This is a genomic window from Mycoplasma wenyonii str. Massachusetts (assembly GCF_000277795.1).
Classification (GTDB): domain Bacteria; phylum Bacillota_I; class Bacilli_A; order Mycoplasmatales; family Mycoplasmoidaceae; genus Eperythrozoon_A; species Eperythrozoon_A wenyonii.
This window is the reverse complement of record NC_018149.1, coordinates 204,208-218,060: the sequence shown is the minus strand read 5'-3', so window position 1 is coordinate 218,060 and position 13,853 is coordinate 204,208. Positions and strand designations below refer to the sequence as shown.

General features: G+C 33.1%; 15 protein-coding genes. 7 read left to right on the top strand and 8 right to left on the bottom strand.

Annotation, left to right across the window (positions count from 1 at the left end; translation table 4 throughout):
• Window positions 1-94: 94 nt before the first annotated feature.
• From WEN_RS01090 to WEN_RS01060, 7 genes are all read left to right on the top strand, one after another.
• On the top strand, window positions 95-1,303 hold the full coding sequence (locus tag WEN_RS01090) for an aminoacyl--tRNA ligase-related protein (RefSeq protein WP_148267992.1): 1,209 nt from the start codon (window positions 95-97) through the stop codon (window positions 1,301-1,303).
• The gene (locus WEN_RS03580; protein WP_014849718.1) at window positions 1,304-3,202 is read left to right on the top strand and encodes a CHC2 zinc finger domain-containing protein; all 1,899 of its coding nucleotides are present in this window, start codon (window positions 1,304-1,306) and stop codon (window positions 3,200-3,202) included.
• Between the two features lie 43 nt (window positions 3,203-3,245).
• Window positions 3,246-3,863, top strand: coding sequence for a Holliday junction branch migration protein RuvA (gene ruvA / locus WEN_RS01080; RefSeq protein ID WP_014849717.1), 618 nt, complete (start codon window positions 3,246-3,248; stop codon window positions 3,861-3,863).
• Window positions 3,824-4,825 carry a Holliday junction branch migration DNA helicase RuvB gene (gene ruvB / locus WEN_RS01075; protein WP_014849716.1) on the top strand — a complete coding sequence of 334 codons (1,002 nt, stop codon included), beginning with the start codon at window positions 3,824-3,826 and terminating at the stop codon, window positions 4,823-4,825. Before ruvA ends, ruvB begins: the two co-directional genes overlap by 40 nt.
• 58 nt (window positions 4,826-4,883) lie before the next feature.
• Window positions 4,884-5,981, top strand: a complete 1,098-nt coding sequence (locus tag WEN_RS01070) for a PDDEXK family nuclease (RefSeq protein WP_148267991.1) — start codon at window positions 4,884-4,886, stop codon at window positions 5,979-5,981.
• A 65-nt stretch (window positions 5,982-6,046) separates the two neighbouring features.
• Window positions 6,047-6,400, top strand: a complete 354-nt coding sequence (locus WEN_RS01065; protein ID WP_014849714.1) for a hypothetical protein — start codon at window positions 6,047-6,049, stop codon at window positions 6,398-6,400.
• Window positions 6,401-6,470: 70 nt separating this feature from the next.
• Window positions 6,471-7,013: a PDDEXK family nuclease gene (locus WEN_RS01060; RefSeq protein WP_014849713.1), complete on the top strand. Its 543-nt coding sequence runs from the start codon at window positions 6,471-6,473 to the stop codon at window positions 7,011-7,013.
• Between the two features lie 62 nt (window positions 7,014-7,075).
• On the opposite strand, the gene WEN_RS01055 is transcribed toward WEN_RS01060, so the two are convergent.
• The 8 genes from WEN_RS01055 to WEN_RS01025 form a co-directional block, all read right to left on the bottom strand.
• On the bottom strand, window positions 7,076-8,005 hold the full coding sequence (locus WEN_RS01055; protein WP_014849712.1) for a hypothetical protein: 930 nt from the start codon (window positions 8,003-8,005) through the stop codon (window positions 7,076-7,078).
• 180 nt (window positions 8,006-8,185) lie between these two features.
• The gene (locus WEN_RS01050) at window positions 8,186-8,740 is read right to left on the bottom strand and encodes a phospholipase D-like domain-containing protein (RefSeq protein WP_043911279.1); all 555 of its coding nucleotides are present in this window, start codon (window positions 8,738-8,740) and stop codon (window positions 8,186-8,188) included.
• Window positions 8,734-9,393, bottom strand: a complete 660-nt coding sequence (locus WEN_RS01045) for a restriction endonuclease PLD domain-containing protein (RefSeq protein ID WP_083838592.1) — start codon at window positions 9,391-9,393, stop codon at window positions 8,734-8,736. The genes WEN_RS01050 and WEN_RS01045 overlap by 7 nt, the downstream gene beginning before the upstream one ends.
• A gap of 91 nt (window positions 9,394-9,484) precedes the next feature.
• Window positions 9,485-9,676, bottom strand: coding sequence for a restriction endonuclease subunit S domain-containing protein (locus tag WEN_RS03615; protein ID WP_014849711.1), 192 nt, complete (start codon window positions 9,674-9,676; stop codon window positions 9,485-9,487).
• Between the two features lie 56 nt (window positions 9,677-9,732).
• Entirely contained in the window at window positions 9,733-10,665 is a 933-nt protein-coding gene (locus WEN_RS01040; protein WP_014849710.1) for a restriction endonuclease subunit S, read from the bottom strand.
• On the bottom strand, window positions 10,665-11,543 hold the full coding sequence (locus WEN_RS01035) for an ABC transporter permease (protein ID WP_014849709.1): 879 nt from the start codon (window positions 11,541-11,543) through the stop codon (window positions 10,665-10,667). The genes WEN_RS01040 and WEN_RS01035 overlap by 1 nt, the downstream gene beginning before the upstream one ends.
• A gap of 1 nt (window position 11,544) precedes the next feature.
• Window positions 11,545-12,444: a spermidine/putrescine ABC transporter permease gene (locus tag WEN_RS01030; RefSeq protein WP_014849708.1), complete on the bottom strand. Its 900-nt coding sequence runs from the start codon at window positions 12,442-12,444 to the stop codon at window positions 11,545-11,547.
• Window positions 12,435-13,838, bottom strand: coding sequence for an ABC transporter ATP-binding protein (locus tag WEN_RS01025; RefSeq protein ID WP_014849707.1), 1,404 nt, complete (start codon window positions 13,836-13,838; stop codon window positions 12,435-12,437). The genes WEN_RS01030 and WEN_RS01025 overlap by 10 nt, the downstream gene beginning before the upstream one ends.
• Window positions 13,839-13,853 lie beyond the last annotated feature (15 nt).

Sequence of the window (13,853 nt, the reverse complement as noted above, 5' to 3'; positions counted from 1 at the left end):
AATAAATGTATAAAAATTATTTGCTTTGAGTAAAGTAGAGAAGTTTTTAATAGAGAATAGGTTCATATATCCCTCTAGCTCCATTTATGGAGGGATGGAAAATAGTTGAGACTATGGTCACTTAGGAGTTCTTCTAAAGGAAAACCTAAAGAAAGCTTGAATCAAACACTTTGTAAGTACTCAAAAGAATACTTTGTTGTATGACGGAAACATACTAACTAATAAAGAGATCTGAGAGGCGACAGGTCATATCAAACATTTTGAAAGACAATTAGTAGAGTGCAAAGATTGCAATACTAGATTTGAAGAAATAACTGAGTCTTGTTCTTCCTGTGGATCTAAGAACTTAACTGAACCAAAGAGTTTCAATCAAGTATTTAAGGTAGATAACTTCTACTTAAGACCTGAAACAGCACAAACAATCTTTGTTAATGCAAAGTTGATCTCTCTGAGTCCTAGATTGAAATTTCCTTTCAAAGTGGCTCAAATGGGTAAAGCCTTTAGAAATGAGGTCACAACTGGTAGAACTATCTTCAGAACTAAAGAGTTTGAACAATTAGAGTTAGAGGAATTTACCTTTCCAGAAGAAAACGAAAAGGCTCTACAGTCCCAAAAGGAACAAATAACTTCTTTCTTGATTTATCAGCTGGGATTCTCTCCTGACTCTTTCCACTTCAAAACTATAGAAGGGGATGAACTCCCCCACTACTCTAAGAAAAACTTAGATCTCTACTACAAGTTTGAATTTGGCGAGGAAGAGCTCTGGGGAATAGCTAATAGAGGAGAGTTTGATCTAGATTCTCACCAAAGACACTCTAAAACTAAGCTTCACATTCAAGCCAACAATAATCAAACTACCTTATTACCACACATAGTAGAACACTCAGTTGGACTAAATAGATTGATGTTGGCAACAATTACTGAGTTTCTACAAACTAGAGATAACAGGGCTTGAGAGATATTGGCCCTTCCTTTCTCTTTAGCTCCATTTAAATTTGCTGTTTTACCTCTGAGTGCACAACAAGAAATGGGGGCTCATAGATTAAATCAATGGCTCCAAAGATTTCCTATTACCTCCATTATCTCTAGTGGGGGTTCAATAGGTAAGAGATATAGAGAACAAGATCAATGAGGAACTCCATATTGTTTAACAGTTGATTATGAGAGTGGTTCATTCCAAGGTGAGAATTTCTCTTTCACTATTAGAGATAGAGATTCTGGTATACAAACAAGAATTAATCTAGATACATTGAAGAGCTACATCTTAAGAAGTCTGGGACTAGAACAACTATTAGAAAGATAGGTGGCAGACAGGAGTCAGATAAGTATTAAGGGAGTTATAGAACACTATTTAAAGCTTGAAAAGAAAGGGAGAAACTATTGAGCTTTGTGTCCCTTTCACGAAGATAGCAGGGCCTCTCTATCTATCTCAGAAGAAAAAAATATATTCAAGTGTTTTGCCTGTGGTGTTGCTGGAGATGCAGTTTCTTTCATTATGAGAAAAGAGAAGGCTAACTTTCACAATGCTTTGTTGCAAGCTCACAAAATACTGAAACTACCAATGGAAAATGTGATTGATCCAAGAATTTCTCACGAATTACAACAGAGAAATCAACTACTTAAATTCAATGAGTTTGTCTCGCAGTTCTATGAGAAACATTTGCATTCCGACTCTGGTAAGCAAGCTTTAGCTTACTTAACTCAGGAAAGAAAGCTAACTCTTGAGTTAATTAAGAAATTCAGAATAGGTTATGCTCCTGCTGGGAAAGAGTTGTTACTTGCCCTAGAGAGAGTAAAGAAGGCAGATAAAGAATATCAATTCATTGACAATGAATTTCTCTTAAGAACTGGAATATTTTCTCAAGAAAGGGGGAAGAAAGATTCTGTTCTGCCTTTATTTCATGACAGAATAGTTATTCCGGTTTTTTCTCTAACCAATGAATTAATTGGTTTTAGCTCTAGAGTTGCTCCCAGCTCTAAAAGTGAGATTAAGTACATGCACTCTAAAGAGACTATTTTGTTTAGAAAAGCACAATTGCTGTACAACATGCCTGCTTTAGAGGGAATAAATAGCTCTTCAGACATCTATCTCTTTGAGGGTTGTTTTGATCTTTATTCTTTGTTATTGGTAAATCCCGAATATAAAGCTGTTGCTTTAATGGGTAGGGAGCTTAGTGCAGATACTCTTGCCTTAATACAAAAGCATGGAATAAAAAAGATAGTCTTGTTACTTGACACTGACAGAGCTGGAATTAGTGCTTCGCTCAAGATCATTCAGCAACTATTGAAAGTAGGAATAACACCTTATTCTTTAGGGATTGACTTTCAAGGCTCTAAGGACTTTTCAGAACTTTATTGCTCTAATCCCAACTTAACTCTCTCTGATCCTATCTACTTCGTAGATTGAATAAAAGCTAGCTGAAAGAGTTCAATAAATCAATCAAGTCCAGAGACAGAATTACTTTCTCTGAATCAAGTAGTGAATGCTCTTCTGAATTCTTTATTTTTGGGAGATCCTGCAAGAGCCTTTCAACTTCAACCTAATTTAGATGCTCAATTTGCTATTAGCACTTTGAATTCTATATTTAGTCTCTATGGGCTGGTTAGTATGTCCCAGAGGGAACAGGAATTAATTTCTGCTAAACAAAAGAGCTATCTAGAGGCAATAAATTTATATGTCTTAGCTCAAAGTGAGAATTCACCAAGAAGAATTCCTTATCCCCCAAAAGAGAAAGGTAAGCCAACAACTATTATTTCTGATTACTCAACTATCTTAGCCTTGTGAACCGCTCTGCTTAAGTGCAAGAAGATACATGAAATGCTCAAAAGGCAACTAAAGGATTGACAATCTACTTCCTTAGAGAACTACTATGAACTATTTCAGTGAATACTTCTACCTGAAGAAAAGCTTTTTTTAACTCAATTGCAAGAGAATCTCTCTGCAATATCTAAACATGTTTTTTTTCCTAAGAATGTTCAGACTCCAGAAATCTCTTTTGAGAAGGTATGAGACTTCTTTGAACTCTACTACTCTTTAATTCACTTACTACTAGATAAATCAGAAGAATATCTAAAGTCTGATAATCTAACCAGCCTATCTATTAAGTTAGATTGACTAAAGAAGATAGAGAATGATAGAGAGTCACTTCGCGATAAAAGTTCAGTGATTTTTAACAAACTTTTGGAGCTAGAAAAAAAATAAATTCCGCTTTTTTGAAAAATTTGCTAATTAATGAATAACAAGAATGTATTACTTAAAGGGTAAAGTTGTTGAACTCCAAAGAGACTACATTATCGTTGAGTCTCAAAGCATTGGATACAAAATACATTTTTTAAATACTTCAGTTCTTAAGGAAGGAGAAGAACGCTTAATCTATATCTTTCAGGAGTCTAGATTAGATCCAAATGGTCAGTTAAATACTCAACTGTTTGGATTCTTAACAAAACAAGATTATGAAATCTTTAGATTCTTAATTTCTATTAAAGGTATTGGTTCTAAAACAGCTCAGAAGATCCTAACCAATAACTGACAAAATATCTTAGCTCTCGCTGAACAAGAAGAAAGTATTGAGCTAGCTAGTCTTAAGGGGCTGAACTTAAAACTTGCTAATTCTCTAATAACTACTCTTAGAAGTTCAAAAAACATTAAACAGAATTTCTTGAAATTACCAGCCTCAGAAACAACTAATGGAATTTGAGATGAGAAACAAATAATTTCATCTTTAACTGAGATAGGCTACAAGTGAAAAGAAATTAGAAAAACTATAGAACTAATTAAGCCTAGAAAGGATGAGTTTGTTGATCTGAACTCAATAATTAGTGAATGTTTAAAGACTATCTCAAGAGAAACAAATTGCATGTAATGATTGATTCAGAAACTCTAAAGGCTAGACCTAGCTTTCTCAGTGAATTTATTGGTAAAGCTGAGATTGTCAAGAGTCTGAAGATAGGTATTTCAATCTCTAAGAAATTAAATAAACCTTTAGAACATATTCTCTTTTATGGGCCTCCGGGAGTAGGAAAGACCTCTTTAGCGCAAATAATTGCTAATGAGCTAAAGGTAAATATAAAGATAGTTCCGGCCATTAATATTCAAACTCTGCCAGATCTAATTGGGGTACTCAATAACTTAAGAGACTTTGATGTTCTATTTATAGATGAAATTCACAGCTTAAAGCAAGAATATGCTGAAATGTTGTATTCTGCCCTAGAAGATAATGTCTTAGATCTATTGGTTGGAAAGAACTACAACTCTAAGGCTATAAGAATGCAACTACCTAGATTTACTCTTATTGCAGCTACTACCAATCTAGGAGCTTTACCAAAGGCTCTAGAAGAGAGATTTGGATATGTTTTCTTTATTGATTGCTATGAAGATTGAGAGATTGTGGCTCTTATTAAGTCTCTCTTGAAACAATGAGAGTTGACTCTCTCGGAAGAAGAGATAAATGTTATTGCAAATAATTCAAGGGGAATTCCTAGAAATGTCAAGAGAATACTTAGAAGAGTTGTTGACTACAAAACAATTAATAATTCTTGTGAGATTCAAGAAATTATTAAAGAGTGTGGTTTTATATTTCGAGGACTTACAGAAGTTGATCTGAAATATCTAATGTTCTTGAGTAAGGCTGAAAAAGAAACAGCCGGAATCAAAACCATTATTCAGGGAACTAATATAGATGAACAAACAATTATTAAGAAGATAGAGCCCTATCTAGTCTTTAAAGGTTATATAAATAAAGGATCGAAGGGAAGAGTCTTAACTTTGAAGGGTCAAAAGTTAATTAAAGAATTTAAGAAATTTAAAAAGGAGAAGAAGGGATAGAAAGGGAGATTTAGGGGGATAAATTTATATTTAAGTTTCCTTCTCGGGCTAAGGAAGAATGCCTGAAGGAAATAATGATAATTCCTTTTATCTCAATTGGAAAATGATCATTTATGACTTATATCGGCGTCTAAGAAATGAGAATCCAAATATGGAGGCGGATTATTTTGTTGATATTTGTAAAATAGGGGCTTTAAAGAGATGGGAAGCCAGTCAGGAGAAGTATGCAGAAAACTCTTATAGGCATTTCTTAGAAAGAACCAATAATCAAGATTTTCCGTTTCCAAAAGGAGTTAGAAAATTCTTTCAAAATGATGAAATTTTCACAACCAATACGCCATCTATTGCACAAATCAAATACATTTTTAAACATTTGCCTAATTTGCCAAGTAAGTTTGTTGAACTACTAGACAAATTTTTGGAGAAAAAAATTTCAATTGAAAAGGAAGAAGTGCGAAAAGAATTGATTCATTTATTTGGAACTTATTACGAATTTGTAATTGAATATCTAGATCAAATTAGGGAAAGAAAAATAGACTACAGACTCAACAACAAAACCAGAATTGAATTTTTAACAACGCTTTTTCTGGCCGAAAGGGAAATTACTTTGGAGTCGAGAGTTGTGAATGAGGTTGAGGGGGTAATTTGCTCTCCGAGTTGACATCATAAGGAAATTAATTATCGACAAGTTTTGTTCTTTTGTGTTCGAGCTAACTTAAGCATGAATGCCTTTGGCGGGGCACAAAAAAGAAGAGAAGTGCTAAAGGAATTATCTAAATTGGCAGAAACTAGACTTAATTGCTGTTACTTAATCACGCTAGAAGGGAGAATACCTAAGAAGTTTTTAAGAGCTTGTAAGGAAAACAATATTCAATTAGTAACTACTAAATCTATTAAGTTTGTTTGTTATTCAGAGAATGAAGAAGTAATAACTTTTGAAAAATTTCTAAACATTTGTGAAAGGAATAATGAATATTGAAAAGATTACCAATACTCTGATAAAGAAAGAAGACTATTAGAAACATGATTCCAAGCTCGTATTGATCATTATCTTTATTTTCCGTTACCAAGGAACTTATATCAAAAACAACTATGAGGGAAGTTGGAAGATGATGGGAAGTGTAAAGCGATTGCAGAAATTATTGATGGGGAGTAGTTAACAATTCGTGATTTGTTTGCTTAATTTGTGAAGAATAAATTAATAATTAAAAACCATCGAATTTGTCACAAAAGTTATCAAATTCTTGAAAATCTCTGCAAGAATTTATAAAGGATTGGCATGCCCGCAAAGGTCTCAACACCATTAAGTTAGCCTGCGAATTATTTGAAAAGTTGTATACAGAAGAATATCAAAAACAAAGTTTTTTAAAAACAGCCAGCGAATTTATTGAAAATTTCTGAAAACAATTAGATAGTGAATTCGAAAACAAATGCTTAATTGTCTTTAAAAAAGATTGTTATAACTTTGTTGAACAATTATTGAAGAAAAGGCAAGAAAGGCTTGCAGGGGGAGAAAAATTAAACGAAGAAGAAATTAAATGATTTTTTAAGTCCTTATCGCTATTACATATATAGAGAATTAGAAAATCTAAGGGGCGAGTGGGTTAGGTGAAAGTGACAAACCATACTTTGGGTTTTCAAGATAATGGGAGAAAAAGAAAAATTTTTAATTACTGATCATTATTTTCATCACATTAAGAGCTTTAAAGGGGTCCATTATTTGATTTCACCAAGTCACGTTCATTATTTAGCAAGAAGAAAGGAAGCAATTTTTTTATATATAAGAATTAGCCTTAGCAATTGAGAAGAATTTGTTAAGGATTTGCTACGAGACCATAAGCCTAAAACAGATGTGTTTTATGTTTTTACCAGAGATTGCTTTATTCCGGAATCTGTATTGCAAGACTGTGAGAATTATCGCATAAAGTTGGTGACAACTGCCGAAAGAAAGCAGGCAAAATATGCTGGGGATCCAATAGTAATTACTTTAGAAAAATTCTTTCAAATATGCAAGAAAAAATATCTTGATTGAAAGGATTATCGTTTCACTGTAACAGAAAAGGAATATCTCAATACTTTATTTTGGGAAAAATTTGAAAAATTTAGAGAATTTCCTATCTTGAAAAACTGGTACTGAGAGCAAATAAGCAATCTACGAGATTCAATTAATACAAAAAATAGTATTTAAGTTCATCTTTAGATTTCCAATAATTCTCTTTCCTGAAGCCATACTCTAACTTAGTTTATTCCCTACCATCTAGAAACATTGAAGCTTCTATTGAAAACTGCAATTATCAATCTCTTAAAGATAATGAATATTCCTAATCCAAGAACACATAGGATAATGGTACTGATTATCTTATCTCTCTTATTTAATCTGAATACCTTTTCTTTCAGTTCTGGGTGCATATTAGACTCATCAGTCTTGAATACACTCAAAGATCTCTTAATTAGTTGTCTACTTAGGAAATTAGAAATGAAGATAATTACTAATCCAAATAGAAATACAGCAAGAATTACTCTAAGAGCTTTGTCTTCTCCTTCTCCTTCTCACTCAAACATTTTTGAAGTCAAATTCTCTCATTTAACTTTTCAACTTTCTCCACTAGAACCTCTAAACCCCTTAGTCAAATATGTATAAACAGCCGCAATAACTGCAAGTCCGGAAATAGTAAAACCTGTTCAGTAGCAATTAATTCTTCATCCGAATAAAGAAAAAATACTTTGACAAAGTCCTGGAGTTAAAGTGGAAGGATGTCTTCCGGACTGACAAAGTTCACACTCCCACTTAACTTGTTTTCTTTTCTTTACTAATCTCCCTACATTAGTTACACAACCTCAAAGAAGTGCTCCAAAGCCGACAGTGGAGGGAATCTGTGCTCATAATTCTCCTTTTTTGATCTCTTGTGGGAACTTTATCTCTACAAGTCAACTTGATCCATTTTTTTCTTTTCATATCTGATAAATAGTGTTGAAAGTAAACCAAGCAAATCCCATAAGAAATAGTTGGGCAATTAATATAGAGAAAGTTAAATTTCTCTTTAGCTTTAAGTAATACTTCTTTAAGTCGTTGTAATTAGCCTTTAAGGAAGTTGCGGGGGGGGCCACATAAGTATCTGAATGATAAGTCTCGTTGGCTTGTAAAGAGAAACTTTGAGTATCTAAAGAGGCTGTTATCACAGAGGTCTAATAGTCACTAAAGTCATTTAAGATATCTTTTTTAAACCCAACGTATATGAAGTTTTTCAAATTTAATTTCACAATTAGTCTCAACTTATTGAATCAGTAATATCTTTGATTAATCCTTTACTTTATCAATCTTAGATGTGAGTTAAAAGAGGAAAGACAGGGAAATTCTAATTATTCATTATCAAGAGAAAAGGGAAAAGATATCAATCAAACATCCCTTTCAACCCCTCTTTCATCTTTATGTTTCTTAGTAGTTTTCTTTAGATATATCTTGTCTCCACCATAACTTCTCAAAACTTCTTTAGTAACCACTCCATATTTTTTTGTATCTTCATCTGGAGAAGAAAACTCGTCAATTAACTCCCGTCCTACCAATCTAACTTTGATTCAGCCACCTATCATATCTGAATTTTTAAAAGTATTCAACCACTTAACTCTCTTTCCTCTACCAGAAAAACAAGCTTTATCTAACCATCCATTATCAGTTATTAAGTAAAATCAATCTTTTCTGGAAGGTAAATTATCTTCTCCCTCAACAATTAACCTTACCTCAAATCAACTGTGTCCTTGTCCGTCAATTACTGGCTTACTATAGCAAGCATTTAAGGGCGAAAAAGATAAATCCAAATTGGCATTGTCAATAATTTCTTGTTCAGATGGCACAACCAGAGGAATTGTGATGGTTCTCAGGGCTTCGGAATTTTTCAACTCATCAAGATTTATCATCAAGAAAATAATTTTTTGGTGTAAGTAATTTTAGTTTTTTGAATTATCTTTCCTCACCTATTCAACTCCTCTTCAACAACAACAGATTTGTATTGTTCTAGATCAACTATATTTTTGGAAAAATTATTTGACTTCAATTTAGCTATGTGCCTTCGATAACGTCTCAAAGAAGAGGGCTTGTGAATTAGTTCTCCTAACTCATATTGTCTGGATGTTTTTCTTTCTTGTGTAATTAAAAAACTTAAGTTAGGTGAGCCTATTATTGCCGAAAAGAGATGGTCATTTTTATAAAAACAATAAAGTTTGTCGTGATGTGGAAAATAATCCACCAGTCTTATCTCTCCCATCCCCTTACTTCTTCACTTTTCATTAATTTCAATCGCAAGAAGATATAGATCTTCCCAAAGCCCAATAAATCAATGCATTCCAAAAATTACACAAATGTATTTAATATTTCCTTTCTCCACCAATCTGTCTATTTCTTTTAGTGAGTTGTAACCACAATATGCCACAGATATCTCCACTCTATCTGCTTTTGCCATTTCCTCTCTAAAACATTCATTAATGGTTCTCTCTCCTTCTTCTGAAAATAAAGGAGAAATATAAGTAACTAGAAAAGTATTTTCCTCCACAGCCAACAATTTTTTGTACATTTATTAGCGCAAAATGACAAAAAGGATGAATTTTTAAATTTTTTTATTGCTCAGAAGCCGCAATAAAAGCCCTCTGTAACAGTTAAAAAAGTTAATCTAAACTTTCAACTCAACACTTTTGTAATCTCAAAAATTTCTGAATAATTTGTTCATTGCTTTTTTGCAATTCAAAGATAGGTTCACAGAAGTTTTTGAATTGATCTATTAATTCTTTATTTTTTGGTATTTTGACTTTGAAAGCTTGAAACCTTCCCAAATCAAAAGCTGTAGTTGCCGTCGACATGTTAATTAATCTTTGTAGAATTCAAATATTTTCCTTGACCAAAAAATAAATAAAAGTTATGGGCAGACTACATTGATGCCCCCCCCGCAAGGAAGATTATTAGACAAAGCTCAAAAATTACTATTGATTGTTAAATAACAGGAATTCACATAAATATTCCCTAGTTGTTTGCTACTAGCGTTGTGTATAAAAATCAAGTCATTCGGAGAGACCATTGAACAATTACCTCTCTTAAAGCCTTGTTCTGTTAACTGTTCTGCAGTATTTCTGACAAACTTAAATTCTTTTTTCGTTATATCTCTGACTTGCAAAAAAGGTATTCCGCCTTCTTGGCAGTAATAAAGTTCTTCTAGTCATCTGTTAGATCTGGGAGGTCTTCCTCCTCGAATAATTGTGAACAACTCGCCAAAACTTCTCATTTCATAATCCTGTAAATCATCAAACAATATATGGAAGTAAGCTTTCATCTTTGTTTCAAGTAGCTCATTAATTCTTTTCTTAACTTCTATATATTTAGTTACTGTTTGATATTTATTGACAATCTTTTCTTGAAGTTCAAGAGAAGGAACAGAAATAGGTAATTTAATAAAGTCTTTTCAAGCTAATGCGCCCCTGATGCCTCCGAAACAGTTATATACAAACTCTAAATCTGTGACAGTCTTTTTAAAAATAAGCATTAAATAGTGATTATTCAACAGAGGGCTGGTGACTCGAAAAACATGATATTGAGAAGATACAATGGCTCTTTTTTCGTCTTCATGAAGCGCAATTGCTAGTTTTCTTGTCATCTCTACATTAAATAATCTGGCCACAAAGTCTCCTTTTTCAATAATTTGACAGATTTTTAAATTAGTTTTTCTCTTGTCATATGAAGATAAAACAATCTTTTTTTCTACAGTCACTCCAACTAACTTAGTGACTTCTAAATTCTTATTCTTTCTTGAGACTAAAGTGATGTAATCCCCTAGTTTTCCTTTCTCGGTCCCCACTACCCCCTAAGTAACTGAACTTGAGATTCTCTCTTTTCTCTCTTAAATAAGGAATAACCAAGAAATACTAAGAAAGCTATTAGTAGAGAAATAGCTCCAAAGCACATTGATCAAGCCTTAACACCTTTTTTCATGGTATAGAGTTGAGTAGTTAAGGTAGTTACTCTACCTTTAACTAAGTTAGTAATTATGAAATCATCCATTGAAAGAATGACTAAGACTAAAGAGCAAAAAAGAAGAGTTCCCTTTATTTGAGGGAATACTATCTTAAATAAAGTTTCAAATTCCCCACAATTCAGATCTTTTCCAGCCAACAATAACTTTTTATTTAACTTCTCTAACCTAGGATAAATAAGAATAATTCCATAGGGAACTAAAAAAGCTATATGAGAAAGAACTATGGTTGCGAAACCAAAGTTTGCTCCCAAAGGCAGAACAACAGCCATAAATAGCAACATGAAAGACAACCCTTGTATTAACTCTGGAGAAGAAATAGATAAGTTAGACAGGTTATAAACAATTGACTTATATCTCCCTCCCCTCTTCCACAATAAGAAAGCAGTTAATAAAGAAATCCAAAGAGCGGGAGCTAATGCACTAATAGCTATAGAACAAGAGTTTCTTAAGCTACTCCAGAAGAAATCATTATTCGCTCCTGTCTTGAAGAACTGAGAGTAGTTGTCCAAAGAAAACTTATCTCAAACTCCTCAAAGGTCAGTATCTACTTCTTCTTTGTCACCAGGCTTAACAAAAGATAAAAAGATAATTACTACTCAAGGCAGGTAGATAGCAAAGAAAAAGAGAATGGTTGATCCTTTTTTTGAAAACTGAATCCACTTAAAGCCATCTATAGGAAGAAATCTAAGAGAATACAGCAATTTAGATTGGATTTAAAGCAACTAATTGCATACTTTTTTGCTTGATATTTTCTCTCTTCGCCCTTAAATACAGTCAATTCTTAACTCTCTTAGTTTGGTAACCTACAAATTTATAGAAAGAGACTCAAAAAACCACAAAGAATACAGAGATAGTAAATAAGAGACTAACGAGAAATACAATGAAGGGTTTTGCCCCTTCAGCTCAGATGTTGTTAGAAAGACTAGTAATTACTTCCCCGACCATTCTAGTTCCTTGATCATGATTCAAAAACTCAGAGATAAAGGTAGTAAATAAAGAAGGAAGAAAGAATAATATTGATGAGCTTAAAAAAGTTGTCTTAGATCAAGGCAATAAAAGGTGAATAATCTCCCCTCAAGAAGTCTGACCCAAATCTCTAATAGCTCTTCTCTGAGCAACAGGAATAGAAAAGAAAGTATTTATGAAGTTGTAAGTAACTAATGGTAATGAAAGATAAACCAATCCAACTATGGTGTATTGAATACCATAAGTACTATTCTGACTTCCATTAAAAAAGTCAAAACAACTCTTTAACCCTATTAACTTAATAAAGTAATTAGTTACTAAAGGTAAGCAGAGAAGAAGAAGTAATCTCTTTCTTCACTTACTGCTAAATGAAGATCAAATTAAGAAAGCAAGTACAAAGCTAAGAAATAAGGTAACTACTAAAGCGACAGAAGCTGCCATTGTACTAATTCCAAAAGAAAAAAAGATATTAGAGGTTAAGGGAGCTTGTTGAATATCTGATAGAGATCTAAAGCTGTGAGTGCACATCAATACAGCAGGTAGTACAAGGGTTAAAAGAATGAATACTATAAATGGAACAAATAAGCCATCAATCTTCTTTAGCTTGAAAGAAGTCCAGTTAAGTATTAATTTCATTTCTCATCTCTCTCTATCTTGATTAAGTGCACATCTATAGGGTCTCAGAGTAGATCTATCTCTTCTCCCTTTTTGACTTGATTAAAGCTTTCTACTAAGAGAGTGATTTCTCGGAAGTTGCACTGTAGTTCCCATAATTGACCTTTATATATAGCATCTATTACCTTTACTGAGATAAATCCTTGTCCTAATGGAACAACATCATAGTCTTCTGGTCTAATCATTACCTTCACTCTTTCATGTGTACTAAATCCAGTAATGTTCTCAATTTGGAAAATAGAACCATTAACTTCTACCTCTTGCGGGGATAGATAAATCCCCTCAAAGATATTGGATTTACCTATAAAGTTAGCAACTCATTCATTACTAGGGGTGTCATAAACATCTGAAGGAGTTCCAAATTGTTCTACCTTTCCCTTATGCAATACCACTACCTTGTCAGAAAGAAGCAAAGCTTCTTTTTGATCGTGAGTAATTAAGAGAAAGGTCAATTTAAGTCTTTGATGTAATTTCTTTAACTCTATCTGCATCTTTTCTCTCATATCTTTGTCAATAGCTGATAGCGGTTCATCTAGTAGCACTATTTGTGGCTCCATAATAAGAGCTCTAGCTAGAGCTACTTTTTGCTTAGTACCTCCAGAAAGAGTATCTATAGCTGATTGTTCATAACCAGTAAGTCCTACTAGAGAAACTAACTTATTAACCTTTTCTGCTATTTCAGCAGAGCTAAAAGCTCTTGCTAGATATTTGTAACTAAGTTCTTGTTCTTTGAGTATGGGGAAATACTCTCATCAAGATTTTCAATATTCTAGATCTAGTAGCTTAGTCTTAATAATTCCTAGATAGAAAATAACTAGTTTTTGATATAGAGATTTATTCTTTCTTGAGAGCTCTTGATCCTCTCTTAGACCTAATTTATGAACTCACTTCTTAAGTAAGTCAGTGTATTTAGCAGTTTCTAGAATAACTTTCTCTAAATTTGAGTAACTCTTAAATTTAGCTTTCAGTAAGAGTCTCTCCATTTTTTCTTTCTTATGCCGGGGAGGGTTCTCTAAGATCTTCTTTTGTTTCTTAAGTCCAAAGGCTATATTCTCAAAGACATTTAAGTGAGGGAATAAGACATAATCCTGAAAGACTGTAGCTGTAGGTCTTTGGTTAGGAGGAATATCTTTTATATCTATACCTGAAAGTAAGATCTTTCCTTTGTCAGGCTTAATAAAGCCTGCAATTAGGTTAAGAATGGTTGTCTTTCCTGAGCCAGAGGGACCAATAATAGTAACAAAAGAACCTTTCTCGATTGTTAGATTGAAGTTCTGAAGTATGTACTTTCCTCTAGAGTCATATTTCTTTGAAACTGAAGAGAGTTGAAGAAGAGGGGCTCCCTTCTCCTGCATTCTCTGCTACAAAAA